Raw genomic sequence first — 23,281 nt, forward strand, 5'->3', positions numbered from 1 at the left:
CATTTCCTCTTACGTCTGAGCCTTGATCTTTCGTCGATATTCCTCGACCGGCAATCCCCCGATGCCCGAGTCTTCGCGCGCCACTTCGTCGATGACGACGAAGGTGGTGGCCGGGTTCTTGTCGAGAACGGTGGCAAGCAGGTCGGTGACGCCCTTGATCAGGGCCGCCTTCTGTTCGGCCGTTGCACCTTCTCGGGTGATCTTTATGTTCACATACGGCATGTGGCCTCCCTTATTGCACGGGTTTGATGTCGTAGTGGAAGACCTTGGCGATGATCTGCCATCGGCCGTCTACGTAGACGAGAGACAGCAGGTCGATAAAAGCCTTGTCGCCGATGGCGCATTGCACTTTCGCGAGCGCCGTCACCGGCCCTGCGAATTCGATCGAAAGGATACGGTCGGCGCGCTCCTCGCCACGGCTGGCCGGCGAAGGGCGTCCGTCGACGATCGAAAAGTACCTGTCCATGTCAAGCTCGAGCAGGATATCGTCCGTTGCCGTGGCGTAGAGCGCCTTCGGATGGAAGACCCGTCGGAGAATGCTCGTGTCGCTCCGGTGGAGTCCGTCGAAGTAGTGGTAAAGCACCTCGACGACGGCGGCGAATTGGGGATCGGTCGACGGGCCGCTCATGCCGCGATCAGCCCTTCACTCTGCATGGCGGCACGCACTGCCGGCCGTTCGCCGATCCGTTGCATATAGGCTTCAAGATGCGGCCAGGGGGCGAGGGAGATGCCGGTGGTGCCGCTCCAGTTGACGACGGTGAAGAGATAGGCATCGGCGACCGAAAATTCCGCACCGAGCAGATAGCGGCGCCCGTCGGCGAGCAGGCTTTCGATATTGCCGAAGCGTTTGGCCACTTGCTCCTTTGCTGCCTCCTTTGCCTCAGCGCCTGCCGCGCCGTTGAACAGCGGCGAGAACGCCTTGTGCAGTTCGGACGAGATGAAGTTCAGCTGTTCCTGCAGGCGGGTGCGCTCCAGCGTGCCGTTAGCCGGCGCAAGCTTTGCCTCCGGAAAGCGGTCGGCGATGTATTGCACCACGGCCGCACCCTCGGTGACGACATCGCCGCTCTCCAGCACCAGGGCCGGTACATAGCCCTTGGGGTTGATTGCCTTGAAATCGGCTCCGGCTTCCGTGAGATGCGTCTTCGTATCGACCCTGACGATCTCGAAGTCGGCGCCGGCTTCGCGCAGGCTGATATGAGGGGAAAGCGAGCAAGCGCCGGGGGCGTAATAGAGCTTCATGAGCAAGTTCCTTCCTGAAATGACTGCCCCTTGTCGGGGACGGCGGAACCTAAGCGGAAGCGATAACCTTTGTATATTAGATAACCTTATGTTACCTCCTTTTCCGGTTTCCCGTCGGTAACTGGAAAATTTTGTCGATGAGCTTGAAAATTCGGAAAAATCGGGCCCCGGCCCTGCCGCCCAGTTGCCCGGTGGGCGAGTGCATGGTGCTGCTCGGCGGCGCCTGGACGCCGAACATCCTCTGGTCCTTGAGCGCAGGCCCGCGCCGCTTCAGCGAGCTCAGGATCGACGTTCCCGGCATTTCGGCAAAAGTCCTGAGCACACGGTTGAAGGAGCTCGAGGAGAAGGGGGCGATCGACCGGCGGATTGTCCCGACGTCGCCGCCCTCGGTGGAATACAGCCTCAGCGATCTCGGCCAGGAGTTCATTCCAGCAATCCACGCCATCGTCGAGGTCGGCTACCGGCTGAAGCAGCGGCGTGCGGCCGAACAGTTGCCTGCCGAAGCCGCGGCGCCAAGTGCCGCACCCGCTACCGGTGGCGCGTGAAAGCTACCAACGCCCTTTCAGCGATTGCGCGGCGTGCTCGATGAATGCCCGGACCTTCGGGGTTTCCGCCTGGCGGTCGGCAAAGCAGGCATAGAAGTCGAAGGGCTCGTGGTCGGTGTTGGCCACCCCCTCGCGTGGAAGGCCGCCGAACAGCGGCACGAGCTGACCGCGCTCGATCAGCGGCGCTGCGATGAAGGCGCCGAGCCGCGCGATGCCGGCGCCGGCGATCGCCATTTCCGCCAGCGTATCGATGTCGTTGCTGACGATCGTCGCTTTCAGTTCCGGCTCGAAGCGCAGGCCGTCGCGGGTGAATGCCCAGCGAAAGATGCGCCCATGCCCGGCATAGCGATAGACGAGGCAATCGTGGTGGATGAGGTCTTCCGGCCGTTGCGGACGGCCACGTCGCTCCAGATAGGACGGCGCCGCGCAGATCATCATCGGCACTGACGCAAGTTTGCGCGCGATCAGGCCCGGTTCCAATTGCAGGCCGAAACGCACGCTGATGTCGATACCTTCGCCGATATGGTCGATCTCGCGGTCGGTGACGACGAGTTCGATCGAAACATCCGGATACTTTGCAGCGAAGGACGGCACCAATGGCGACACCACATGGCGACCGAAGGCGACGGAGGAGGCGATCTTAAGCGAGCCACGCGGCTCGGCGTTGAGCGCGGAGACGGCCGCTGCGGCGAGTTCCAGCTCATGAACGACGCCGCGTACCCGCTCGTAATAGAGCCGGCCGCTCTCGGTGAGACCGAGCTGGCGTGTGGTTCGGCTGAGAAGCCGGCTGCCGAGCGTTCGCTCCAGGCGCGCGATGTTCTGGCTTGCCGAGGCCGGGGTGATCCCGAGCTTACGCGCGGCCGCGGCGATGCTGCCTTCCTCGACGCTTCTGACGAAACTCTCCACTCCGCGCAACGTGTCCATAAGCCCATCCATCGAATGCTTGCGTCTATTCGATAGTTTTGCCTATTTCTGAAGGAAGCTGCAATGGCCTACTTCGCTAATCCGCTATCCGTATAGTGCGCTCCGAAGCGAGGGGATGGTCCTCTCGGTCATCTCGGGAGAGCTTCTGATGGAAGATACCCTATCGGCTCCGCGGATCGCGCGTCGCCGCAAGCTGCCGCCCCGGGCGGCGCCCGTCGCCTTTGCCTTCTTCATGTCGGCGATCATGGCGTTTCTGATGTGCTGCGTCATCGTCGGCGCCAATACGGGGATTGATGCCGGCTATCCGGCCCGCGTGCTCAATTCCTACAGCTTGGCGATGCCCGTCGCCTTCATCTGCGTGCTGCTCGTGCGGCCGCTGGTTGCCAGGCTCGTCGGCGTCGTCTGCCACCTGCCCGGCTGAGCAAAGCACCGTCCCGGAAAGCCGGGACGGGCAGTCCTATGTATCGCGGATCGGATGAAGCGGCCGCCCGAAGCGGCTGCGGCCGGCGCGTTGCCGCAAACTCCATTCGTCTGCGGTCCGGGAGAGAGGTCAGGCGACCAGCTTGAGGCCGATGCCCCAGGGGTCGATGAGGCTGTAGCCATCGCCGGCGCGGCTGACCGGAATTTCCAGCGCATCGAGCTTGACCAGCGCCGCCGTGCGTTCCGCCGGGTCCTTGTACTGGATCGTGTAGTCCGAAAGCCCGGTCATGTGGCCTTCGCGCTTCGGGGCGCCGCGCGAATTCCAGATATTGGCGGCGACGTGGTGATGGTACTTGCCCGAGCCGAAGAAGCTGGCGCCCGGATAGCGGGCCATCAGCCCGAGACCCAATACGTCGCGGAAGAAGGCATCGGCCTGAGGAATATCGGAGACCTGCAGGTGGATATGGCCGATGGCGGTTCCATCGGCCATGCCGTCCCAGTCGCCCTTGGGCGCTTCATCGTAGAGTGCCTGCAGATTGAGCGGCAGCGTGTCCATGCCGACGGTGCCGTCGGGCTTGAAGCTCCACTCGGAGCGTGGCCGGTCACGATAGACCTCGATGCCGTTGCCTTCGGGGTCGGCGAGATAGATGGCTTCGCTGACCAGGTGGTCGGAGGCGCCCTGCAGCCGGATGTTGTTGTGCGCGGCGTGGGCCAGCCAGCGAGCGAGTTCTTCGCGGCTCGGTACGAGAAAGGCGTTGTGGAAGAGACCCGGCGCATTGCGGGGTGCCCTGGCGGCGTTGCCTTCGGTCGTCAGGCTGAGGAGCGGACGGCCGGCAACGCCGAGTGTCTCGCCGCTCTTGCTCGTTTCGATCGGCTTCAAACCGATGATCTTCTGGTACCAGGCCGAAACGACGGGCAGATCCTGGACGACCAGGTGTGCGCAGTCGACATGCGCCGGCATGGCAATGGCGTGGTCGGTCGGGATAGCTGTCAAATCTGCCTCCTCGGGCGTCGAACTGCAGCCGGTCTGCCGGCCCAGTTGCGTTGAAACTGTTGCCCGGAATATGGGCCGGCGCGTCCGTTCACGGAAGCCCGTCAGTCGCTTGATGTTGTGTTCGATGAGCGTTGACAGTGGTTGCCGTCGCCCTACCTCCATTTGAGTAGGGTCACGCGAGCGCGGCGCTTTCGATTTGATTTCAATCAAAGCCGGGAAAGCGGTCGGGGCGCAATCTCCAGACGAGGGATTCGCCCGCCACATCCGGTGCGGCGATCCGTGAGGGCAACAGAAGGAGTGCAGCATGTACAAGAAGATCATCGTCCCGATTGCCATGGACCAGCTCGAGCACGGTGAATCTGTGCTGGGCATTGCCGAGAAGCTGATTGACGAAGGGGGCGAGATTGTTCTGCTCAATGTCGTTGAGGATCTGAACGCCTATGCGCAGGGCTACATGATCGTCGATTTCCCGCTGGAGATGGTCGAGGAGTCCCGCAAGCAGGCAAAGAAGACGCTCGAGGACATGAAGACCAAGCACGGGATCAGCGGGCGTGTCGAAATTCGCACCGGCGGCGCTGCTGGCACCATCAACGCCTTCGCGAGCGAAGAGAATGCCGATTTGGTGATCATCGCCTCCCACCGGCCGGGTCTGATTGATTACTTCATCGGCTCGACCGCCAGCCGCGTGGTCAGCCATTGCCCCTGCGCCGTACTCGTCGACCGGTAATCTGCCAACAATAAGAGCGGCTGCGGCGCGATCTTGCGCCGCCACCGCCGAGGAGTCTTCAGATGGACAAGTTTGCGCTTGACGATTTTCGCAGCCGCCTCACTCACCGCAAGGAGGAGCTGCAGGGGCGACTGGTCAAGATCGAGCACGATCTCGATCAGCCCATGAACGCCGATGTACCGGATCGCGTGACCGAGCGGGAAGACGATGAGGTTCTGGAGGGCCTCGGTCTTGCCGGCCAGGAAGAGATCCGCGCGATCGATGCGGCCCTCGACCGGATCGCCGCCGGCACCTTCGGCACCTGCGTCCGCTGCGGCCTGCCGATTTCGTCAGCGCGCCTGCAGGCCGTGCCCCATGCGCCGCTCTGTCAGGAATGTGCGGCGGAAGTTACCCGCGGTGCAAGATGATCCATCGAACGATCGCCGCGCCAGCGGCGGCGAACTTCCGATCGTCATCTTAGTTCCAGCTTCAGTCTCGGCAGAAAGCGTCCCGGGATGACGGTCGATGCGATGACGGCGTCATCGACGGCGCCCATGTGGCGATAGAAATCGGCAGCGCCCGGGTCGGCGTCGATCGTCATGACCGTGGCGCCACGGTTGATCGCCGCCTCGACACACCAGTCGAAAAGGCTTCGGCCAATGCCGGCGGCGCGGGCGTCCGGCTCGATGAAGAGCTTGTCGAGTTCGGCGATCTGGCCATGGGAGCGAACCTGCGCCAGACCGAGGATCCGTTCACCATCGACGGCGATCTGCAGATCGGAAACCTTCCAGTCTTCGGCCGTCAGCGTCAACGCCGGACGACACGCCTCCAGGAAGGCGGCGTCGTATCCCCATACGGCTTTCGACCGCAGGCAGAGGTCGCTGAGCGCGGCCGCCAGTTGCGGCTGCGGGGTGCGTAAGATTGGCATCGTCCTCCTCCCGATCGGCACGTCATCCTGCGCGCCCCATGTGGTCGTGGCCGGGCCTGCAAACAAGGTCCCATGCACTTCGCAAACATGTCATTCGATTGTTGTAATGCGTTGCAAAAGTTGATGCTTTCGCCACGCCACCCTACCTTTGCGGCAGCTCGGGGCTGTGGCAGGATGACGATGGCGGCGCCACAGCGACGGGGCGCACGGCAGGAAAGAGGGACAGAGACCCGGGGAGAGGGACTGCGTGGAATTTGCTGGCGTCAAATGGAACTATGACCGCTCGGAACTGATTGCCGACGGCATCGTGCACGGCATCGGCCTTGCCGCCGCGCTGGTCGGTGTCACCGCGTTGATTTTCTATGCGACGCTCTGGAGCACCAGTGGCCAGCTTGCCGCCGCCGCCGTCTACGGGGCGGGGCTGCTTGCGACCCTCTCGATTTCGTTTCTCTACAACCTCTATCCGATTTCGCGCACCAAATGGTTCCTGCGCCGCGTCGACCATTCCTCCATCTTCATCCTGATCGCAGCAACCTATACGCCGTTCCTGCAGCGCGGCGTGGACGACCCGTTCCTGTTCGTGATGCTGATCGGCATTTGGGCGATCGCCGCCCTCGGCGTTGCGATCAAGTGTCTGTTTCCCGGCCGGTTCGACCGGCTGGCGATCCTGCTTTATCTCGCCATGGGCTGGAGCGGCGTGCTCGCCGCCGGGCCGCTCCTGTCGACGCTGACGGCAACGACGCTGGTGCTGATCCTGATCGGCGGAATCATCTATTCCGCCGGCGTCATTTTCCATGTTTGGGAAAAGCTGCGCTTCCAGAACGCGATCTGGCACGGCTTCGTCGTGACCGGTGCGGCCGTGCATTATTCGGCCGTGCTGACCTGCTATAGCGCCGCATCCTGAACCGTGGTCAGTTTGGCGCTTCGCCCGCAACGGCAGCGACAGGCGGATGCTGACAGCCTTCCGATGGCCTCAGCGCTTCCGCCATGCGTGAGATCACGCCGTCGAAACTGGTGAGCCGGCTCTTGCGGTACTGCAGGCGGAAATAGGCGGCGCTGCCGTCGCAGAGAGCGATGGCGCGCGTATAAAACACCTCTTTGCCACGGACCCCCGAAAAGCTTGCCCAGGCGGTCGTCACGCGCGAATAGGCGATGCGCCAGTCGCCCTCGCGCTCGTAGCCGATGCGGTCGTTGACGTCGGTTTCGAAGTCGCCATCCAGCAATGTGCTGCCAAAGACCGAAAGGGTCGCGCCATTGTCGTTGGCATGGAAGCTGGCGCCGTCGCCATTGTCTCCCTGGCTCTGCAACTCGAAGCCAGGCGGTATGTCGAGCACGTAACCGAAACGCGCATTGGCATAGGGTACCCAGTCGTCGGCGGCCGTCGCTGCCAGGGCCGACGAGAGCAGGAGAGTGAGTGCTGTCAGTATGCGCAGCATGCGGACCTCCTCTCGCTTGCTTGACAGATAGTCTAGATAGCGCGGCCTCGGCTCAGGGCCTGTTCCTGATGGAACACCAGACCCCATGCCACTCCTTCCGCGCGTCGGTGTCAATCCTCGGTAAACGTCATCGCATGGCCGTTGAGGCAATAGCGAAGTCCCGTCGGCGGCGGGCCATCCGGGAACACGTGTCCGAGATGGGCGTCACAGTCGGCACAGCGGATCTCCGTGCGCACCATGAAGTGCGAGCGGTCCTCGATTTCCCGGATCGCCTAGTCGTCGATCGCTGCGAAATAGCTCGGCCAGCCACAGCCGGAATCGAACTTGGTGTCCGAGCGGAAGAGGGCCCGGCCGCAACAGACGCATTCATAGGTGCCGGTCCGTTTGTTGTTGAGGAAAGGGCCGGTGAACGGACGCTCGGTACCCTGCTGCCGGGTGATGCGGTATTGTTCCGGCGAGAGCATGGCCCGCCATTCCGCATCGGTCTTCACCACCTTGGGCGTCTTTACGGTCGTCATGAAAGATCTCCTGTCGTTGCGCCGACTATATAGGAATGCTGCCGGAAGCGCGCAATTGACGTGTCTCGGAGGCGACGCGGCGTAGGTCAGGCGATCTCCCGGCGGATCACCGTCGGACCGGCCCCGCGCCGGCGTTTGCTGTTGTTGTAGAAGGCGATGAATTCCGCTGCCGGCAACGCCTTGGAGAACAGCCAGCCCTGGCCGTACTGCACGCCGCGCTCGATGAGATAATCGGCTTGCTCCTGCCGCTCGATGCCCTCGGCGACGATGTAAAGGTCGAGCGACTTGGCGATGTCGATGATATGCGGCGTGATCGAGCTGGTGGCGGAATCCGTTCCGATTGTGTCGATGAAGGACTTGTCGATCTTCAGTGCATCGAGCGGAAGCTCCTGCAGATATTGCAGGCTCGAGTAGCCGGTGCCGAAGTCGTCAATCGCCACCGAGTGGCCGCGCCGGCGGGCTTCCTCGATCGTCGCGCGAGCCGATTTCACGTCCATGAAGCCGCGCTCGGTCGCTTCCAGCCAGATCTGCTGGGTCACTATGCCGGTGTTTTCCAGTGCTGCCTCTATCACCGGTAGGATGCGCCCTGATTTGATGTCATCGGCGGCGAGGTTGACGGCAATGTGCAGCGAGCGATCCGCAAGGAGTATCGTTCTCAGCTCGGCGACCATGGCATGGATGACTTGGTCGGTGATTTCTTCGATCAGGCCATTCTCCTCCGCCAACGGGATGAAGAGATCGGGGCGGACCATTTGCCCATCGGGCCGCCGCCAGCGCACGAGCGCTTCCGCGCCGACGCAGATGCCGGTCTTTAGTTCGATCAGCGGCTGATAGTGGACGATGAACTCGCGCCGCTGGACGGCGATCGAGAGCTCTCCGAGCGGCGAAAGGCGGCGCCGCGACGTCCAGACGACGAGACCGACCATGAGTGCTGCGACCAGGGCGCCGACCGGCAGGAGCAGCAGCCGCTCCCGGTCCATGTCGTTGAGAATGGAGATACCGGGGGCGCTGGCAACGGCAATCCAGTTTGCGCCCCGTGAGGTTGCGAACAGGTCGTCGCCGTCACTGCCGGTTTTGGGAAGATCGGCGAGCCGCGCTGTAAGCGACGCGTTCGGATTGTTCAGAGTGCTGATCAGCACACCGTTTTTCGTGGCCACCGCAAGCCGGGTGCCGGGCTCCGCAATCACGTCGACGAATCGAGCCGGATTGGTCAGCACGGTGTAGGAGCGATATCGAAACGCCGTCATGGGGGTGCCGGTACTGATCGTCGGATACATCCGCGGGATGACTTCGACGCCGTTGCTCGCGAAAAAATCGGCGGACGGAGAGCGGGTGAGACGGCGCGGCGGGTAGCCCCACGACGTGCACCTCAGCAGCCCGTTCTCGAAGTAGCCGATATCTTCGATGGAGGTCGTGTTGACGACGAGCGAGCGCAGCGCTGCGATGTGCGTCGACATGCACGGCGGCATGTCGAACCGGTCGGCGACCTTCAGCGCCCGGGAGGCCTCCTCGAGCGCCGCATCGGCGCGCATGATGGCGTAGTCGGCAAGGCGCGAAAGCCGCATCTGCTCGCTGCGCACCGCGATCGACCAGGAAAGATAATAGGTCGCCAGCATCGGCAGGATCGCGCCGAGTGCAGCCAGGATACTGGCGATGACGACTATGCGAGATCGTTCCAAGCAGGCCTCGCCCGTGATCGTTGTGTTCTTCAGTTCATGCTGCTTGCGGCAGAAAGACGGTCGATGAGCGAGCCTGCGGGTTGGCAGATATCGTCGAAGGCAGACGTTGCGAGCAGCCGTCGGTTTCCGCCGGCCCGGCGATCCAGGCTTCGTATTATTTTGAATTGAAGAAGCCTTTACGTACAACTACCACGTCTTATTGTCCCGATTCCAGGGCGTTCGATCCTGCTGCGACGACAAGTGAATATTATGCTAACAGCATTTTAATTGTAGTCGGTGGCCGCCGCATGAAACGAACGAATCTGATAGTGCTTGGACTGCTGCATCCGATCTCCGAAGCGACTTTACGGCCCATAACGTCGTTTTTATCTGGATAAGGCTTGAGGCGCCATAACCCTTCTTTTATGTCGGGTCTTCGATTGATTGCATGGTGAAAATATAAAGGAGCAGGCCAGGACGATGGATGTTGCGGCCCTGACATTTCTGGCCCTCGCACTCCCTTTCGTGGGGGCTTTGGTCGCGCCGCTGCTCACGCGCCTGCTCGGGCACAAGGCGGCCTGGGTTCTGGCACTCTTCCCCGCGGCCATTGTCCTGCATTTCACCCGCTTCTGGCCGGAAGTGGCCAAAGGCGAGGTGGTCACCGGCGGCTATGCCTGGATCCCGTCGTTCAATGTCAGCTTTTCCTGGCTGATCGACGGTCTGTCGCTGACCTTCGCCCTGTTGATCGCCGGCATCGGCACGCTGATCGTGCTCTATTCCGGCGGTTACCTGAAAGGCCATCCGCAGCAGGGGCGGTTCTTCTCGTTCATCCTGATGTTCATGGGGTCGATGCTCGGCCTCGTCGTGTCCGACAGCTTTCTGATGCTCTTCGTCTTCTGGGAACTGACCTCGATCACGTCGTTCCTGCTGATCGGCTTCGACCATTCGCGCGAAGCGGCCCGGCGTGCGGCGCTTCAGGCGCTGGTCGTGACCGGAGGAGGCGGGCTCGTCCTGCTCGCAGGACTTCTGATCATCTGGAACGTCAGCGGCGTCACCCAGCTTTCGCTGCTCATGGCCTTTGGCACGGAGATGCGCGAAAGCCCGTTCTACCTGGCGGCACTTCTTCTCGTTCTCGGCGGCGCCTTTACGAAGTCGGCGCAGTTCCCCTTCCATTTCTGGCTGCCGAACGCGATGGAAGCACCGACACCCGTCTCGGCCTATCTGCATTCGGCGACCATGGTGAAGGCTGGCGTCTATCTGCTGATGCGGCTCAATCCCGTTTTCGGCGGTACGCCTGAATGGCAGATCCTGCTGCCGCTCTTTGGCGGTGCTACGCTCGTCATCGGTGCAGCCCTTGCCTGCCGTCAGACCGACCTGAAGCTGATGCTCGCCTATACGACGATGGCGTCGCTCGGCCTGCTCGTCATGCTGACCGGTCTCGGCGCCCCGCATGCGATCGAGGCGGCGGCGCTCTATCTCGTCGCACACTCCCTGTTCAAGGGCGCGCTTTTCATGGTCGCCGGCATCATCGACCATGAGACCGGCGCGCGCGACGTGACCAGGCTCGGGGGCTTGCGCTCGGCCATGCCTCTCACCTTCGTCATTGCGCTTGCCGCGGCATTCTCGATGGGCGGGCTGTTCCCCTTCTTTGGCTTCATCGCCAAGGAGGAAATCTATTACGCACTCTCCGGCTTCGACCGCCGCTCGATGGTCTTTGCTGCGCTCGCGATCTTCGGCAATGCGCTGATGTTTGCGGTGGCCTTCGCCGTAGCCCTCAAGCCATTCGTCGGTGCGAAGGTCGAGACGCCGAAGGCAGCGCACGAGGCGCCGGTGCTGCTCTGGCTCGGGCCGGCGCTGCTCGCCGCCAAGGGGCTTTCGACGGCCTTGCTCTCGGGGCTGACCCATGAACTCGTTTCGACGCCGATGGCATCGGCGATATCAGGCGAACCGCGTGCGGTCGCGATATCGGTCGTTCCGCACGTCGGGATGCCGTTGGCCATGTCGATCGCGACCGCGTTGATCGGGATCGTCTTCTACCTCAAGCTCGATCGCCTGCGTGACTTCATCGCCACGATCCTTGCCGATATCGGCTGGGGGCCGGACCGTGGTTTCGACCAGTTCATTCGCGGGCTCGTTCGTTTTTCCGGGGCGCTGACGCGCCGGCTGCAATCCGGCAGGCTCGACGTTTACATGACGGTGACCTTCATCCTGGTTGCCTTCGTCCTGCTGCTCGTTCCGCTCATCTATGGCGAACTGCCGCGCGCGCCGTTCTTCGCACCCGACGTACCGCTGCACGAGCTCGCGATTATGGCAATCGCGGTCATCGGTCTCCTTGCCGTCGTACTCGCGCCCGATCGGCTGACGGCGATCGTCTCGCTCGGCATCCAGGGCTTTGCCGTGGCCGTCATCTTCCTGCTCTATGGCGCGCCGGACCTCGCCTTCACGCAGTTCATGATCGAGACGCTGTCGGTCGTCGTTCTGGCGCTGGTGATGACAAGGCTCAGGCTCTCGCCGTCCGACCATCGGCCGCTCGCACAGAAGGTCCCGGATTTCGCCATCGCGCTCGCCTGCGGCGTCGGCTTCAGCTTGATGTTGCTGAAGGCGACGGGTGTTCCCTTCGACGCCACGCTGACCGAATTCTTCAATCTCTATTCGAAGTCGATCGCGCACGGGGCCAATGTGGTGAACGTCATCATCGTCGATTTCCGCGGCACGGACACGCTGGGCGAGATCGCCGTGCTGATGGTCACCGGTCTTGCCATCCTGTCGCTGGTCCGCTTGAGGGCCGGTTCGCTTCGCCGTATCGCCGACAACGATCCGGATGCGGAGGAGCGCGCATGAAGTCGGTGATCTTCCGGGCCGTCGCCCCGTTTCTCGCCAGCCTGATGGTGCTGTTTTCGATCTTCGTGCTGCTGCGCGGCCATAACGAACCCGGTGGCGGTTTCATCGGCGGGTTGATCGCAGTATCGGCGCTGGCGATCTACGGCATCGCCTGCGGGGTCGAGACCGTGCGCCGCGCGATCTATTTCCATCCGATGGCAATCGCCGGCGCGGGGCTCTTCGCATCGGCGGTCGCTGGACTGATCTCGATTGCCGCACGCGTCCCGTTCATGACCGGTCTCTGGATCTATCCCTCGGTTCTCGGTGTGGAGATCCCGCTGTCGACCGTGATGCTGTTCGATTGCGGCGTCTATCTCGTCGTCGTTGGCGCGATCAGCTCGGTTGCGCTTTCGCTCGAAGAGCGGGGAGGCGAGTGATGGAAGCCTGGTTTGCGTTGCTCGTCGGCATCTTCTTCACGGTGGCGGTCTATCTGCTGCTGTCGAAGTCCATCATCCGCGTCTTGCTTGGCGTCGCCATCCTCGGCAACGCGGTCAACCTGTTGATCTTCACCGGCGGGCGGCTGACGCGCGGCGTGCCGCCGGTTATTCCCGGCCACCAGGATACGCTCACGGGACCGGCCGCAAACGCTCTCCCGCAGGCGCTGATCCTGACGGCAATCGTCATCTCCTTCTCCTTCTTCGCTTTCCTGCTGGTTCTGGCCTGGCGCGCCTACGAGGAACTGCAAACCGACAATACCGACGAGATGCGCGTAGCCGAGCCGAAGGACGAGCCGGCTCCGCCGCTTGGATACTGACCGACCCATGGCCGCTTCGACTTCTCCCCCCGCAGATCTCTCCGCCGCGCTCGTTCTCGATCCGGTCGCCTCTGCCGAATGGCTGGTGATCCTGCCTGTCGCCTGGTGCCTGGCGATCGGCGCACTGCTGGTGATGCTGCGCCGAAAGATCGACTGGCACCCTTACATTGCGGTCCTTGGTCTTGCCGGCCTCGTTCTCATCGACGTTTTCCTGCTCCGGCATGTACTCGCAAGCGGTCCGTTGACGATGGTCATGGGGCGCTGGCTGCCGCCCTTCGGCATCGCCTTCACCGTCGATCTCAGCGGCGCGCTCTTTGCGCTGGCCGCCTCGGTGGTGGCGCTTGCCGGCGGGATCTATTCGCTGGCCGATATCAATGACAGCGGCCGGCGCTACGGCTTCTATCCGTTCCTGATGCTCCTGATGGCGGGGGTCTCCGGCGCCTTCCTGACCGGCGACATCTTCAACCTCTACGTCTGGTTCGAGGTGCTGCTGATTTCCTCCTTCGGCCTGATCGTACTCGGCTCCGAGCGGGAGCAGATCGACGGCGCAGTGAAGTACGGCTTCCTCAACCTGATCGCGACCACGCTGTTCCTGATCACCACAGGCTATCTCTATGCGAGCTTCGGCACGCTCAACATGGCCGATATCGCCCGCAAGGCGGAAGGCCTTGCCGGTACTGCGCCGCTGATGACGCTGACGGCGCTCTTCGTGCTCGCCTTCGGCATGAAGGCGGCGGCCTTTCCGGTCAATTTCTGGCTGCCGGCGTCCTATCACACGCCGCGCGTCGTGGTGTCGGCGCTCTTCGCCGGCCTGCTGACCAAGGTCGGCATCTACGCCCTGATCCGCGTCACCGTGATGCTGCTGCCGCTCCAGCGCGAGGAACTGAGTTTCGTCATTGCCCTGGTCGCCGCGCTGACCATGCTCGTCGGCGCGTTCGGGGCGCTGGCGCAATCGGATTTCCGCCGCATGCTCGGCTATCTCGTGGTCGCCGGCATCGGCTCGATCCTCGCCGGTATTGCCGTCGGCGGGCCGGGCGGTATCGGCGGCGCGATCTTCTATGCGCTGCACTCGATGTTGGTGATGACCGCGCTTTATTTCGCATCCGGCATTGCGGCCAGGCTCGGCGGCAGCTTCTCGCTTTCGTCGCTTGCAGGCCTTTATCGTCGCCATGCCGGTTTCGCGGCGCTTACGCTGATGCTCGCCTTCGCCGTTTCCGGTCTGCCGCCTTTCTCCGGCTTCTGGCCGAAGGTGATGCTGGTCAAGGCGGCGCTCGATATCGGCGCCTGGTGGTTGGCAGGGGCCCTGCTTCTCACCGGTTTCCTGACGACTGTTGTCACCGGGAGGTTCTTCCTGTTGGCCTATTGGCGCGATGCTGGCGCCGGCGAGGGAGCGACGGCGTCCGCGACGATCTCGCCCGCGGCACTCCTGCCGCTCACCGCATTGACCGTCCTCGCCCTGGCGATCGGCCTCTATCCGGAGCCGCTGCTTGCGACCATTCAAACTGCGGCGACCGGGCTCGCCGAGCCCTCGGCCTACCTGAACTCGGTTTTCCCGGGAGGTGCCCCGTGACCAAGTTCCTCACCATCAACCTGGTGTTCACGGCGATCTGGGGTGCGATCAGCGCCAGCTTCTCGCTGGCCAATCTGATCCTCGGCTTCGCCGTCGGAGCCCTGTCCCTGTGGCTGATCCGGCGCGAGCTCCAGCCCGTCACCTATCCAGTGCGGCCGCTCAAACTGTTTCTGCTGACGGCTCTGTTCTTCAAGGAGCTGGCAATCTCGGCAACCAAGGTCGCCCTCATGGTGATCCAGCCGAAAATGGTGTTGAAGCCCGGAATCTTTGCCTTTCCGCTGACGGTCAAGAGCGATTTCGAGATCGCGCTGCTTGCCAATCTCATCACGCTGACGCCGGGAACTCTTTCGGTCGACGTCTCCGACGACCGCCGGACGCTCTACGTCCATGCGCTCGATTGCGCCGATCCCGGCGGCTTGCGGCGCGACATCGCCAACGGCTTCGAACGGCGGATAAAGGAGGCTTTCGAATGAGCCTGCCAGACCAGATCGAAGCCTTTGCCACGGGCTTCGCACTTATCGCGCTGTCTATCGCCCTTCTGATTACCGTCTGGCGCATCATCCGCGGTCCGACCTTGCCGGACCGCGTGCTCGGCCTCGACATGCTGGTGGCGATCGCCATCGGCCTGATTGCCGTCGTTGCGATCCGCACCGGTTTTAACCTTTACATCGACATTGCCATCGCCCTGGGCCTAGTCGGCTTCCTGGCGACGGTCGCCTTTGCTCGTTTCGTGCTGGCCCGCGGGCTTTCGCCGGAAAGCGCGCCGGAAGCAACGCGCGTCTCCACACCGCGATCCAACGCGGTCCGGCGCAAGCACAAGGGAGGCCGCCTATGAACCCTGTCCTGAACATGGCCATCGCCGTATTGGTTGCCGCTCTGTTGATCGTCGGCGCGGTCTTTTCGCTGCTTGCGGCAATTGGCATCTTGCGGTTTCCTGATCTTTACACGCGGATGCACGCGGCGTCGAAGGCCGGCACCATAGGTTCCGGCCTGTTGCTGCTGGCTGCAGGCGTCCATTCTCTGGATGCGGCAATACTGATTCGGGCGCTTGCAGGCTTCTTCTTCTTCGTGCTGACTGCACCAATTTCGGCTCATCTCTTGGCAAAAGCCGCACATCAGGCCGGTTACAAACTTACGAAACTGTCAGTCGTAGATCAGCTTCCGCAAAAGGAAGAGCCACGTCGTCGCTGATCGATGACATTTCTGTATCTGTATTTCAGAACTTTGCGATGCAGTGTGGCTATTTTAGCAATTTGGAGATAAAGTTGCTAAGTGTCGGCAAATTTATGTTTGGACATTTCACGCTTCGATGTTAATCGGGTAAATGTAAAGTGTCGTCGCGGAAAATACTTTGATCTGAAATTCCAGCTTGAGTTGTGAATGTTTGGTTGTTGCTTTGAGAGTTCGGTCGTCCCGGTGACTCGGCAGCAGGTTTCGTAATCAAAATTCCAACTCTTGATATCGTGGCCGGCGTTTGTCTTCGCCGCGTTTGATGGTCCATCCCAAGGCAGCGAAGGCTTCCTGACGGCTCTTGCAAGCGTTCCTCCCCCGAGACGTCGTTTCGGGTTGTGCTGAAGTCCGATAGGAGAAAGAAATGACTGAAACAGCGCTTGGCGCGAGCCATGAACTTCTGGTTGAACTGACGGCGGAAATCGTTGCCGCCTACGTCAGCAATCATGTGGTTCCCGTCGCCGAGCTTCCCACGCTGATCGCAGACGTGCACTCGGCCCTCAACAACACCGCGGCGCCGGCACCGGTTGTCATCCCGGTTGAAAAGCCGAAGCCGGCCGTGTCGGTTCGCAAGTCCGTCCAGGACGACCAGATCACCTGCCTCGAATGCGGCGGCACCTTCAAGTCGCTGAAGCGTCACCTGATGACCCACCACAATTTGTCGCCGGAAGAATACCGCGAGAAGTGGGACCTGCCGACCGACTACCCGATGGTCGCACCCGCCTATGCGGAAGCACGCTCGCGCCTCGCCAAGGAAATGGGCCTCGGCCAGCGCCGCAAGCGCCGCGGCAAGTAAGGCTTCAACCGTCTGGTGAAGCCTTGCGGCTGTTTGCTGCGAGTACCTGACGTTATTTTATTTGATTACAAAGGGCCGGGCCTGAGCGTCCGGCTCTTGTACTTTGTGCTGTCGGGTCCTGACGGTCCGTCAGGCGGCCAGCCGAAGCTCCGCTTCGTTCTTGATGCGGCGGATCATCGAGCGCAGGCCGTTGGCGCGCTGCGTCGAGAGATGCTCGATCAGGCCGATCTTGCCGAAGGTATCGATGGCGTCGATCTCGGCGATCTCCGAGGCATGCTTGCCGGAAAAGATGGCAAGCGCGATCGCGACTAGGCCGCGCACGATATGCGCATCCGATTCACCTTCGAAAGTCAGGACAGGGTCCTCCGGATCACCCGTCGTCTGGGTGACGAGCCAGACCTGGCTGGCGCAGCCCTGAACCTTGTTTTCCTGGGTCCGCTTGGCCTCAGGCATCTCCGGCAGCGCCTTGCCGAGTTCGATCACATAGCGATAGCGATCCTCCCACTCGTCGAGGAAGGCGAAATCGTCGATGATCTGCTCAAGCGTCGTCATGATCCGGGTCCAGTTGTCAGAATATTATACCCCCGCCGGCCCTTGCCGCGAACGAGGTTCGTCCCTGCCATGCCCTTTGCTGTCGGGCACGCAGGCTTTCAGCCCTCATATAGGGGATCGAAAGGCCATTGAGAACCGTCAATAACGGTTGTCTTGGGCATCGGCGGCATTTCGCAGGCAGGTTAGATCGAAACGCTTGACGGAAAGGTGAAGGCATTTCCGGCGCTTGCGTCGATCCCGCCGAGTTTGCCGATGGTGGCCGACAAGACATGGCCGGCCGCGCGCGCATCGTCAGCGCCGCGGGCAGATCCATCGTTGCGCAATTCCTGCTCGGCCCTTCGCAACAGTTGCTTTACCTGTTCGGCAACCGATTTGAGTTCGGCGACCACTTTCACGGTGGAACCGGACTCGCGATCTCCGTCGCTGAATTCGCGATAGGCGCGCTCGGCGAAGTTTGCCGGCTCGGAGGGCGCGACTGCATCGTCGCCTGTCGCAGCACCTTCCGTCTGCGCATTGCCGGCCTCTGGCAGGGCAGCCGCGGCTGCGGCAGATGCAACACCATCTGCCGCTTCGATACCGCCTGCGCCGGCCAATTGCTGGGCGGCGGACCTAAGCAGCGACGCCTTGTGCGTGGCTGGCTCGGGCGCGATCCAGGGTTGTGCCAGCAAAAAAGAAAACGCCGCGAGGGGATGGGATCCTCGCGGCGGCCACGACAGGGCGGCAAGTCAGGCAGTTAAGTTGCGGATGGGTGAATGGCGGCCCGCCGGCCCCGACCGAGGGCCTGGCGTGATTACTGGATGATCGCGGCCTTGGGATCGAGGCGCTTTTCCGGAACCGGCGTGCGCTTGAAGACGGGCTCTGCGTCGATGGTGCTGACCTCGGTGGTCGGAGCGGCCACATCGGCCTGCGGCTTTACCGTGCCGGTCATCGCCGGTGCGACCGTTCCGGTCGTCACCTTGGCATCGGGCTGGGCATCGGTTTCGGCAAACTGGGTATCCAGGAATTCATAGGCGATACGAGCGCCTTCGCGAGCCCGATGACCGAGGGCGACGAAGGTCTCGGCACCCTTCTCGCAGATCTCAGGCTTCTGGATGCAGATGGCGCTGATGTATTGGAAAGCCTCATTGGCGGCGGCGAAGGTGTCGCCAAGCTCGACCTTGGGGGCGTGCTCCAGCTTCTGCGAACTCGACGGATCGAGGAACGGCAGCAGCACCAGCACCAGCGAGAACCAGAATGTCGCCTTGATGAGAAACCACATGTTCTGCCCATCCTTCGTTCAGTTGCCTGAGCTCACCGGTCTTCTAGCCGGCTTGTGCGCCTTCGGCATCCCGCAGCGCCGCCGTATCCCCTGATACCCGCTCACGCTGCCGTCGTTTCCTCGGGGAACCCGCTGCCTTCGATGCAGCGTCGACCCTTTGTTGACACCGACACTAGGACGGGAATCACAAGACGGCTTTTCAAAATCGAGCGGCATTTGCTTCAATTTTTAATGAAATGCCGCCGTCGGCTGCTTTGCCGCGCATTTGTGTCGCATTTTAGCTTTCACCGTTAAGGTTCGTGGCGAACCTCTTGGCGCGAAGCCCGGAAGCGTCGGCAATGGCGTGCCGGTGGGGGCGCCACAATCATTAACAGTGTCCAGAAAATGCACAGAAATCCGTTGCTTACGCCCCGTTAACCACAAGAAATGAAGGTCGCTCGATTTGCTTCAAAACGGGATTTTTCAGCCGTTTCGCACCGTTCCGACACGGGCGCGTTTATTCTTTCATTAAGCCGGGGGTGCGAGATTCCGACATGTCACGAGGCAGTCTGAATCGCGATTCCCAGGTAGGGGAATTCGGTCGCGCCAGCCTCGCAAGAACAACAAATGTAGCAGGGTAAAGCGTGAGCGTATTGCGTAACATGGCTGGCAGATGGGCGTCCCGCGTGGACGAGGTCGCGGCCCTGTGGCTGCCCCGTCGTGAAGCTTCCTCGCTCGCCGGACGCCGCGATACGAAACGCCTGCGTGCCGTCGCGGCCGTCTCGCTGACGACGCTGCCGGTGGTGCCGCTCGCCCTGTCGCTCGCCATGCCCGTGTCCTCGGCCCTGCCGCTCGGCACCGCCCTTTGGGCTTCCGCTTCGCTGCTGGCGGCGGCCGTTGCGATCGCTCGCGGTCGGGCGCCGGACGCTGGTGCGCCGGCTCCGTCCGATCCCGCCCTCCCGGACCTCTCGGCCGCCTATGATCTTTTTGCGGGTATCGTCACCGTGCACGACCTGCGCGGCAACGTTCTCTCCGTGCATGGGCGCGATGCAGCCGAGCACCTGACGTTGATGCGCGACCCCGCAGGCCGCGGATTCATCGAGCAGATTCACGTCTCCGACCGCATCACCTTCCTGAGCGCGATCGACATCCTCCGCCAGGGCGGCGACCGGGCGACGGTCGATATCCGCATCGAACGGCGGACATTGCCGATTGAAGGCGAACAGTTCGTCTACATGTCCTGCGAACTGGCGCCGCTACGCGATCGCGATGGCAACCTGACGGGGATCCTTGCCCAGTCGCGCGATGTCTCCCAGGAGGCCGGTCTGCGCGCCGAGGCCGCTGCCCGGACGGCCGAGGCTGAGTCTGCGAACGACGCCAAGACCCGTTTCCTCGCTGCCGTCAGCCACGAACTGCGCACGCCGCTCAACGCCATCCTCGGTTTCTCCGACGTGTTGGCCGGCGAATATTTCGGCAAGCTCGAGAACGATCGCCAGCGCGAATATGTAGGCCTCATCCACAAGTCGGGCGAACATCTGCTCTCCGTCGTCAACACCATGCTCGACATGAGCAAGATCGAGGCGGGGCGCTACGAACTCCTGCCCGAGCCTTTCCGCGTCGCCGAGGCGGTTGCCGCCTGCGAGGCGATGCTGTCGCACCAGGCCGCGGAAAAGGGCGTCAAGCTGGTCAGCCGCGTCACCCGCGGCATCGGCGAAATCAATGCCGATCAGCGCGCCTTCCAACAGGTTCTCATCAACCTGATCGGCAACGCCGTGAAGTTCACGGACCATGGCGGTGTCGTGACGATCGACGCCGAGGTGGATGGTGCGATGCTGAAGCTCTCTGTCAGCGATACCGGCATCGGTATCGCCGCCGACAAGCTGGAACTGCTCGGTCAACCTTTTGTCCAGATCCAGAACGACTATACGCGCCGCTACGAGGGCACCGGCCTCGGCCTTTCGCTGGTCAAGGGCCTCGTTGCGCTTCATGGTGGCGACCTGACGATTCGCAGCCGCGAGGGCGAGGGAACCATCATCGTCGTGACGATACCGCGCGACGGCTCCGGCATCGCCGTTGCCGAGCGCCAGGAACAGCGTTCGTCGGTAACGGTGGAGTTTCCGCCACGCCTGCGCGATGGAGAAACGAAACCGGTTGCCGAAGGGGGGCGGCCCGAAGACGTCGGTTTGAACGAGGAACGGGGATATGGCGCCGCGCAAGCGAAAACAGCCTGAACGGAAGAAGGTCGCGCGGCGTGCGCCCGGCCTGGCCGTGCGCGGGCTGGCTCTTGCCGGACAGGGTGTTCGACTTGCCGGCCGCCTGATGGCGCGTCATCCGCTGGTCTCGGGCGGCTCGGCCGCCTTCCTGGTCGTGTTCTCCTTCGTGGCCGCCAATGCCATGTGGTATCAGCACGGCGTGCACCCGTCGCCGCTCCTGCGCACCCGCGTGCCGCTCGTCAGTGCCGAAACCGCGCAGCGGATCGCCATCGCCAAGGGTGAGGAGGTCGAGCAGCGCAACGTGACCACCTTCGTCATCGAACGCGAGGGCGAGGCCAAGGCCAAGGCGGACAATGTCGAGGACGTGATCGCCGCTGCTTCCGCGGACCTGCCGGCGGACAAGCCGTCGCCCGAGCGCGTGGCAAGCGTGCCCGGCGGCGCGACCTCGAAGCTCGTCGCCGACATCCAGAAGGAATTGAACCGGATCGGACTTTACGACGGCGCACCGGACGGCCGCAGCGGCCCGCGGACGGCGGCAGCGATCCTGCGCTTCGAAGCGCAGGCGGGCCGCGCCGAGACGGGCTTGGCAAGCACCGAGTTGCTGCAGGCGCTGCGAGCCGTACCGAGCGACAAGGCTGCTCAGGTCACGCCGGCGGGAAGGCCTCTCGCCGAGACAAAGGGCAACGGCGTGGAGATCGATCCGGTCGCTGCCGCCATTCGTTCCTCCGAGAAGGAAGGTAATTTCATTCCGCGTGCCGAAATCCCGGCTTCGAGCGACCTGGTGCTGAACATCCAGAAGGGGCTGAGCAATCTCGCCTATGCGGATGTTGCGGTCGATGGCGTCGCTGGAGAGCAGACGCGGGCAGCGATCCGCCACTTTGAAAAACACTACCGCCTGCCGCAGACCGGCGAGCCGAATACGCAGGTCTTGAAAAAGCTCAAGGAAATCGGCGCACTCTGACCGATGGTCGGGTTTGACCGCATCGCCGATTTGCCTGCGCCAGCCGGCACGTGTATCAGCCTTCCATGCGCTTGAAGTCTCACATCTTCGTCTCGTCCCTGTTGCGCCGCGCGTTTTCGCTCGGCGGCTATGCGGCCGTGCTGCGCAAGGGAGCGGAGGAGGCCGGCGCGATCTTCATCCGCCAGCGCACGCGGCTCGGCACCGAGACGCTGTTTGCCCCGGCACCGCAGAATTTCTTCGCCGACGAAGTCGATATCGGCCGCAAGTTTGAAGTGAGGTTGCGTGACAGCGACGCCGAAGGGGTCGATGCAGCCCTTGCGAGCGAAATCCGGTTCGATCCGGATTGCTGGATCGTGGAAATCGAACTGGACGACCATGGCGAACTGTTTGAGGTCGTTCCGCAGGATGGCGCAAGCCGGTCCTGACACCGATTTGCCGAACGTGCGAACCTGCTTGCCTCTCCACTTGGCGGAGGCCGCAGGACGCGCTCACGGACGATCAAATCGACTTGCATCAAGGCGGCGCAAGATGAGAGATTTCTGCGTCTAGCCGCGTCGCCGGCCGAAAAGTCGCAGTGGCAGCACATTGCCGGCGGCCGCTGCGATCCTGCGAGGGCCGATCTGCCGCGCATCGTTGGCGGGATTTTCAGCGAAGTATGCTTCGTGCCTTGCAGCCGGGGTCGATTCCCCGGCCTCCGCCTCGATCCAGGCGTCGAGCTGTTCGCGGCAGGCGGCGCGGTTCATGGCGCCGATCAACGCTTCGGCATGGGTCGTCTCGCCGAAAGGCTCGCGAAGATGCGGATATAGCGCCTTGAGCACGAAGCCGGCATCGGATGTCTCGACATCGAGCGCGATGAGGCTCGTCGCGAGCCGCTGTCCGGAGATGTCGAGCAGGATGCGTTCGACTTGCGCGTCATTGGTGCCGAGTGCCTGGCCGAGGACACGTGAGAACAGGATGATCTCGCCGCTGCGGGCAAAGCGCACGAGCAGCGCCGCATGCACGTCGCCGATCGCGTCGGTTGAGGTCGTCGATGCGGTGCTGCGTGACCCCGCTCGTGCCAGCGTCTTGATCTCGTGTCGCAGCGCCTCTTCGCGGGCCGCGCGCACCGAAGCGGCCTCGGCCTCCGGGTTCGCCCGCTCGGCCACCACCTGCCTTGCTGCGTTGCGTGCGGCGAGCCCGGGCGGATTGTGATGCTCGACCAGGGCATCGACGACAAGGGGAGAGAGGTTCGGGCGGCGCGCGATCGCCGCGGCATGTTCCGGCCCGCGGTCGCGGATGACCGCGATCAGGGTGCGGTCGGTGATCGCCTTCGAGCGGGTCAGAAAAATCGCGGCAATCGAAATCGGCATGCCGCCGATCAGTGCGGCGACCGGCTCCGGGATCTGTGGACACTGGGAAAGCGCTGCCGCCGCCTGACGGCGGGCTTCGTTGCTGGAACCGAGAAAAAGCGGCTCGAACAGTTCGGCAAACTGCTTCATGTCGGACTTGCCGGGGATGCGCAGGCTTTCGAAACCGGTGACCGTCGCCATCAGGACGACGTCCTTCAAGCGGCCGGTCTGTGGCCTTTCCAACTCACGAAAGCGATCCGTCACGATAATTCCCTGCACGCAAAACATGATCGCCGTTTCCGGTGATCCGGAAAGGCACACGTCGCAAAAATTAGAAGAAAAGCGTTAGCGTACTGTTAACTATGGATGTTGGAGCTTTATTCAGGCTTGCG

At 62.7% G+C, this 23,281-nt stretch carries 28 protein-coding genes and 1 pseudogene; 16 read left to right on the top strand and 13 right to left on the bottom strand.

Annotated elements, in window-relative coordinates:
• Nucleotides 1-9: 9 nt before the first annotated feature.
• From BHMPCIPO_RS06065 to gstA, 3 genes are read right to left on the bottom strand one after another with little or no spacing between them, the layout of a single operon-like run.
• Nucleotides 10-222: a tautomerase family protein gene (locus BHMPCIPO_RS06065; RefSeq protein ID WP_173515926.1), complete on the bottom strand. Its 213-nt coding sequence runs from the start codon at nucleotides 220-222 to the stop codon at nucleotides 10-12.
• Between the two features lie 10 nt (nucleotides 223-232).
• Complete coding sequence (locus tag BHMPCIPO_RS06070) at nucleotides 233-628, bottom strand: nuclear transport factor 2 family protein (RefSeq protein WP_173515927.1); 396 nt, start codon at nucleotides 626-628, stop codon at nucleotides 233-235.
• Nucleotides 625-1,239 carry a glutathione transferase GstA gene (gene gstA / locus BHMPCIPO_RS06075; RefSeq protein WP_173515928.1) on the bottom strand — a complete coding sequence of 205 codons (615 nt, stop codon included), beginning with the start codon at nucleotides 1,237-1,239 and terminating at the stop codon, nucleotides 625-627. The genes BHMPCIPO_RS06070 and gstA overlap by 4 nt, the downstream gene beginning before the upstream one ends.
• A 137-nt stretch (nucleotides 1,240-1,376) precedes the next feature.
• On the opposite strand from gstA, the gene BHMPCIPO_RS06080 reads away from it, so the two are divergent.
• Nucleotides 1,377-1,784: a winged helix-turn-helix transcriptional regulator gene (locus BHMPCIPO_RS06080; RefSeq protein WP_173515929.1), complete on the top strand. Its 408-nt coding sequence runs from the start codon at nucleotides 1,377-1,379 to the stop codon at nucleotides 1,782-1,784.
• A 3-nt stretch (nucleotides 1,785-1,787) separates the two neighbouring features.
• On the opposite strand, the gene BHMPCIPO_RS06085 is transcribed toward BHMPCIPO_RS06080, so the two are convergent.
• On the bottom strand, nucleotides 1,788-2,708 hold the full coding sequence (locus BHMPCIPO_RS06085) for a LysR family transcriptional regulator (RefSeq protein WP_173515930.1): 921 nt from the start codon (nucleotides 2,706-2,708) through the stop codon (nucleotides 1,788-1,790).
• 148 nt (nucleotides 2,709-2,856) lie between these two features.
• Here BHMPCIPO_RS06085 and BHMPCIPO_RS06090 point away from each other — a divergent pair, with 148 nt between their 5' ends.
• A complete protein-coding gene (locus BHMPCIPO_RS06090) occupies nucleotides 2,857-3,129 on the top strand; it encodes a DUF2798 domain-containing protein (RefSeq protein WP_173515931.1) in 273 nt (90 codons plus the stop codon).
• Nucleotides 3,130-3,258: 129 nt separating this feature from the next.
• On the opposite strand, the gene BHMPCIPO_RS06095 is transcribed toward BHMPCIPO_RS06090, so the two are convergent.
• Nucleotides 3,259-4,089 carry a VOC family protein gene (locus BHMPCIPO_RS06095; protein ID WP_246304386.1) on the bottom strand — a complete coding sequence of 277 codons (831 nt, stop codon included), beginning with the start codon at nucleotides 4,087-4,089 and terminating at the stop codon, nucleotides 3,259-3,261.
• A 337-nt stretch (nucleotides 4,090-4,426) separates the two neighbouring features.
• Between BHMPCIPO_RS06095 and BHMPCIPO_RS06100 the strand changes: the two genes are divergently transcribed.
• Nucleotides 4,427-4,849 (top strand): universal stress protein, encoded by a 423-nt coding sequence (locus BHMPCIPO_RS06100; RefSeq protein ID WP_173515933.1) that lies wholly within the window; start codon nucleotides 4,427-4,429, stop codon nucleotides 4,847-4,849.
• 62 nt (nucleotides 4,850-4,911) lie between these two features.
• A complete protein-coding gene (locus BHMPCIPO_RS06105; protein WP_173515934.1) occupies nucleotides 4,912-5,256 on the top strand; it encodes a TraR/DksA family transcriptional regulator in 345 nt (114 codons plus the stop codon).
• A 44-nt stretch (nucleotides 5,257-5,300) separates the two neighbouring features.
• On the opposite strand, the gene BHMPCIPO_RS06110 is transcribed toward BHMPCIPO_RS06105, so the two are convergent.
• Nucleotides 5,301-5,756 carry a GNAT family N-acetyltransferase gene (locus BHMPCIPO_RS06110; RefSeq protein WP_173515935.1) on the bottom strand — a complete coding sequence of 152 codons (456 nt, stop codon included), beginning with the start codon at nucleotides 5,754-5,756 and terminating at the stop codon, nucleotides 5,301-5,303.
• 247 nt (nucleotides 5,757-6,003) lie between these two features.
• On the opposite strand from BHMPCIPO_RS06110, the gene trhA reads away from it, so the two are divergent.
• The gene (trhA, locus tag BHMPCIPO_RS06115) at nucleotides 6,004-6,660 is read left to right on the top strand and encodes a PAQR family membrane homeostasis protein TrhA (protein ID WP_173515936.1); all 657 of its coding nucleotides are present in this window, start codon (nucleotides 6,004-6,006) and stop codon (nucleotides 6,658-6,660) included.
• 7 nt (nucleotides 6,661-6,667) lie between these two features.
• Here trhA and BHMPCIPO_RS06120 read toward each other — a convergent pair whose 3' ends face one another.
• From BHMPCIPO_RS06120 to BHMPCIPO_RS06130, 3 genes and pseudogenes are all read right to left on the bottom strand, one after another.
• On the bottom strand, nucleotides 6,668-7,192 hold the full coding sequence (locus BHMPCIPO_RS06120; RefSeq protein WP_173515937.1) for a hypothetical protein: 525 nt from the start codon (nucleotides 7,190-7,192) through the stop codon (nucleotides 6,668-6,670).
• Nucleotides 7,193-7,302: 110 nt separating this feature from the next.
• Nucleotides 7,303-7,710: pseudogene (msrB, locus tag BHMPCIPO_RS06125) on the bottom strand (peptide-methionine (R)-S-oxide reductase MsrB).
• 86 nt (nucleotides 7,711-7,796) lie between these two features.
• Complete coding sequence (locus tag BHMPCIPO_RS06130) at nucleotides 7,797-9,389, bottom strand: EAL domain-containing protein (protein WP_173515938.1); 1,593 nt, start codon at nucleotides 9,387-9,389, stop codon at nucleotides 7,797-7,799.
• Between the two features lie 459 nt (nucleotides 9,390-9,848).
• Between BHMPCIPO_RS06130 and BHMPCIPO_RS06135 the strand changes: the two genes are divergently transcribed.
• The 8 genes from BHMPCIPO_RS06135 to mucR all read left to right on the top strand — a co-directional run bounded on the left by BHMPCIPO_RS06135 (nucleotide 9,849) and on the right by mucR (nucleotide 16,598).
• Nucleotides 9,849-12,209, top strand: a complete 2,361-nt coding sequence (locus BHMPCIPO_RS06135) for a putative monovalent cation/H+ antiporter subunit A (protein WP_173515939.1) — start codon at nucleotides 9,849-9,851, stop codon at nucleotides 12,207-12,209.
• Nucleotides 12,206-12,625: a Na(+)/H(+) antiporter subunit B gene (locus BHMPCIPO_RS06140; protein WP_173515940.1), complete on the top strand. Its 420-nt coding sequence runs from the start codon at nucleotides 12,206-12,208 to the stop codon at nucleotides 12,623-12,625. The genes BHMPCIPO_RS06135 and BHMPCIPO_RS06140 overlap by 4 nt, the downstream gene beginning before the upstream one ends.
• Entirely contained in the window at nucleotides 12,625-13,002 is a 378-nt protein-coding gene (locus BHMPCIPO_RS06145) for a Na+/H+ antiporter subunit C (protein WP_173515941.1), read from the top strand. Before BHMPCIPO_RS06140 ends, BHMPCIPO_RS06145 begins: the two co-directional genes overlap by 1 nt.
• A gap of 7 nt (nucleotides 13,003-13,009) precedes the next feature.
• Entirely contained in the window at nucleotides 13,010-14,572 is a 1,563-nt protein-coding gene (locus BHMPCIPO_RS06150) for a Na+/H+ antiporter subunit D (protein WP_173515942.1), read from the top strand.
• Entirely contained in the window at nucleotides 14,569-15,045 is a 477-nt protein-coding gene (locus BHMPCIPO_RS06155) for a Na+/H+ antiporter subunit E (RefSeq protein WP_173515943.1), read from the top strand. The genes BHMPCIPO_RS06150 and BHMPCIPO_RS06155 overlap by 4 nt, the downstream gene beginning before the upstream one ends.
• Nucleotides 15,042-15,407, top strand: a complete 366-nt coding sequence (locus BHMPCIPO_RS06160; RefSeq protein ID WP_173515944.1) for a cation:proton antiporter — start codon at nucleotides 15,042-15,044, stop codon at nucleotides 15,405-15,407. The genes BHMPCIPO_RS06155 and BHMPCIPO_RS06160 overlap by 4 nt, the downstream gene beginning before the upstream one ends.
• Entirely contained in the window at nucleotides 15,404-15,763 is a 360-nt protein-coding gene (gene mnhG / locus BHMPCIPO_RS06165) for a monovalent cation/H(+) antiporter subunit G (protein ID WP_376741622.1), read from the top strand. The genes BHMPCIPO_RS06160 and mnhG overlap by 4 nt, the downstream gene beginning before the upstream one ends.
• A gap of 403 nt (nucleotides 15,764-16,166) precedes the next feature.
• A complete protein-coding gene (gene mucR / locus BHMPCIPO_RS06170) occupies nucleotides 16,167-16,598 on the top strand; it encodes an exopolysaccharide biosynthesis transcriptional regulator MucR (RefSeq protein ID WP_043620098.1) in 432 nt (143 codons plus the stop codon).
• A gap of 129 nt (nucleotides 16,599-16,727) precedes the next feature.
• Here mucR and BHMPCIPO_RS06175 read toward each other — a convergent pair whose 3' ends face one another.
• The 3 genes from BHMPCIPO_RS06175 to BHMPCIPO_RS06185 form a co-directional block, all read right to left on the bottom strand.
• The gene (locus BHMPCIPO_RS06175; protein WP_173515945.1) at nucleotides 16,728-17,150 is read right to left on the bottom strand and encodes a SufE family protein; all 423 of its coding nucleotides are present in this window, start codon (nucleotides 17,148-17,150) and stop codon (nucleotides 16,728-16,730) included.
• 182 nt (nucleotides 17,151-17,332) lie between these two features.
• Complete coding sequence (locus tag BHMPCIPO_RS06180) at nucleotides 17,333-17,818, bottom strand: hypothetical protein (protein ID WP_173515946.1); 486 nt, start codon at nucleotides 17,816-17,818, stop codon at nucleotides 17,333-17,335.
• Between the two features lie 122 nt (nucleotides 17,819-17,940).
• Nucleotides 17,941-18,408, bottom strand: coding sequence for a DUF5330 domain-containing protein (locus BHMPCIPO_RS06185; RefSeq protein ID WP_173515947.1), 468 nt, complete (start codon nucleotides 18,406-18,408; stop codon nucleotides 17,941-17,943).
• A gap of 641 nt (nucleotides 18,409-19,049) precedes the next feature.
• On the opposite strand from BHMPCIPO_RS06185, the gene BHMPCIPO_RS06190 reads away from it, so the two are divergent.
• The 3 genes from BHMPCIPO_RS06190 (at nucleotide 19,050) to BHMPCIPO_RS06200 (ending at nucleotide 21,986) form a co-directional block, all read left to right on the top strand.
• Nucleotides 19,050-20,618 (top strand): sensor histidine kinase, encoded by a 1,569-nt coding sequence (locus BHMPCIPO_RS06190; RefSeq protein ID WP_173518099.1) that lies wholly within the window; start codon nucleotides 19,050-19,052, stop codon nucleotides 20,616-20,618.
• Entirely contained in the window at nucleotides 20,590-21,561 is a 972-nt protein-coding gene (locus tag BHMPCIPO_RS06195) for a peptidoglycan-binding domain-containing protein (protein ID WP_173515948.1), read from the top strand. The genes BHMPCIPO_RS06190 and BHMPCIPO_RS06195 overlap by 29 nt, the downstream gene beginning before the upstream one ends.
• 65 nt (nucleotides 21,562-21,626) lie before the next feature.
• Nucleotides 21,627-21,986: a DUF1491 family protein gene (locus BHMPCIPO_RS06200; RefSeq protein ID WP_173515949.1), complete on the top strand. Its 360-nt coding sequence runs from the start codon at nucleotides 21,627-21,629 to the stop codon at nucleotides 21,984-21,986.
• A gap of 120 nt (nucleotides 21,987-22,106) precedes the next feature.
• On the opposite strand, the gene BHMPCIPO_RS06205 is transcribed toward BHMPCIPO_RS06200, so the two are convergent.
• The gene (locus BHMPCIPO_RS06205) at nucleotides 22,107-23,177 is read right to left on the bottom strand and encodes a DUF2336 domain-containing protein (protein ID WP_173515950.1); all 1,071 of its coding nucleotides are present in this window, start codon (nucleotides 23,175-23,177) and stop codon (nucleotides 22,107-22,109) included.
• Nucleotides 23,178-23,281: the final 104 nt, after the last annotated feature.

Origin of the sequence: Ensifer sesbaniae, assembly GCF_013283665.1 — a bacterium.
GTDB classification, from domain to species: Bacteria; Pseudomonadota; Alphaproteobacteria; order Rhizobiales; family Rhizobiaceae; genus Ensifer; species Ensifer sesbaniae.